The organism is Calidithermus terrae, from assembly GCF_003574345.1.
Taxonomy (GTDB): domain Bacteria; phylum Deinococcota; class Deinococci; order Deinococcales; family Thermaceae; genus Calidithermus; species Calidithermus chliarophilus.
Genome location: NZ_QXDL01000430.1, coordinates 1 through 1,214 on the forward strand (window position 1 = coordinate 1; position 1,214 = coordinate 1,214).

Here is a 1,214-nt window from a genome sequence, read left to right on the forward strand (position 1 = left end):
GGGCTCGCTGGTGTCGGTGGGCAGGAGCAGGGAGCGGGGCAGGGTGGGCGTGGGCGCGGGGCGGCGCACCAGCAGCACGGGGACGGGGCTGTGCTGCAGGACCTCCTGGGTGACCGAGCCCAGGGGCCAGCGTTCGGCGCCCCCCGCGCCGTGGGGGCTCATGAGGATGAGGTCGTGGGAGCGGGCGGCCTCGAGGATGCTGGGCACGGGGTAGCCCGGCACGCCCTCGAGGGAGGCCTCGATCCCGGCGTCGGCGGCCATCTTCTGCGCCTGGCTGAGCACCTGCTCGGTGGCGGCCTGGCGGTCGAGGTCGAAGGGGACGACCACGCTGCCGAGCGCGGTGGGCACCAGGCTGACCTCGGGGAGGGCGTAGAGGAAGGTCACTCGGCTGCCCAGCCAGCGGGCGAGCTCGAGGCCGTAGCCCAGGGCGTTCTGGCTGGCGGGGCTGCCGTCGGTGGGCATGAGGATGCGTGAATACATGAGCCGCCTCCTTTCCTTCTCAATTTAGGGCTTAGGTATGAGAGGAATGTCCGTGCCAGGCCGTATGCTGGCGTGTGATGGAACCGCACGCCCACGTCCGAGCGCTGGCCCGCCGCGTACACGAAGACTTCGCCGCCGACCCCAGCGGCCACGACTGGTGGCACGTGTGGCGGGTGTGGCAGACCGCCCGCCGGCTGGCCCTGGCCGAGGGGGCCGACGTCTACGTGGTCGAGCTGGCCGCGCTGGGTCACGACGTGGAGGACTGGAAGCTCGAGCGCCCCCACGGCACCCTGCGGGGCTGGCTCGAGGAGATCGGGGTGGGGGAGGGGGTCATCGAGGCGGTCGAGGACGTCTGCCGCCGGGTGAGCTTCAAGGGCGCCGGCGTGCCCGACGAGATGCCCACCCTCGAGGGCCGCGTGGTTCAGGACGCCGACCGCCTCGACTCCATCGGCGCCATCGCCATCGCCCGCACCTTCGCCTACGGCGGGGCCAAGGGCCGCCTCCTCTACGACCCGGAAGAGGAGCCCGTCCTGCACGGCTCCTTCGAGCACTACAAGTCCTCGAGCTCGAGCAGCCTGATGCACTTTTACGAAAAGCTCTTCCTCCTCAAAGACCGCCTCCACACCGCCTCAGCCCGCGCCCTCGCGGAGGAACGCCACGCCTTCATGGAGCGCTACGTCGAGCAATTCCTCGCGGAGTGGGAGGGGAGAGCGTAGGGGGGATTGGGTTGCGGG

Annotated in this window: 2 protein-coding genes; one reads left to right on the top strand and one right to left on the bottom strand. The window is 71.0% G+C overall.

Going from position 1 to position 1,214, the window contains the following annotated elements; all coding sequences use genetic code 11:
* On the bottom strand, positions 1-480 hold a 480-nt coding region (locus tag Mterra_RS21380), incomplete at its 3' end, for a universal stress protein (RefSeq protein WP_147373054.1).
* 77 nt (positions 481-557) lie between these two features.
* Here Mterra_RS21380 and Mterra_RS21385 point away from each other — a divergent pair.
* Complete coding sequence (locus Mterra_RS21385) at positions 558-1,196, top strand: HD domain-containing protein (protein WP_119316887.1); 639 nt, start codon at positions 558-560, stop codon at positions 1,194-1,196.
* Positions 1,197-1,214: the final 18 nt, after the last annotated feature.

Coding starts and splice junctions, on each gene's coding strand:
- Mterra_RS21385 (WP_119316887.1), top strand. CDS start 558: ATGGAACCGCACGCCCACGTCCGAGCGCTGGCCCGCCGCGTACACGAA.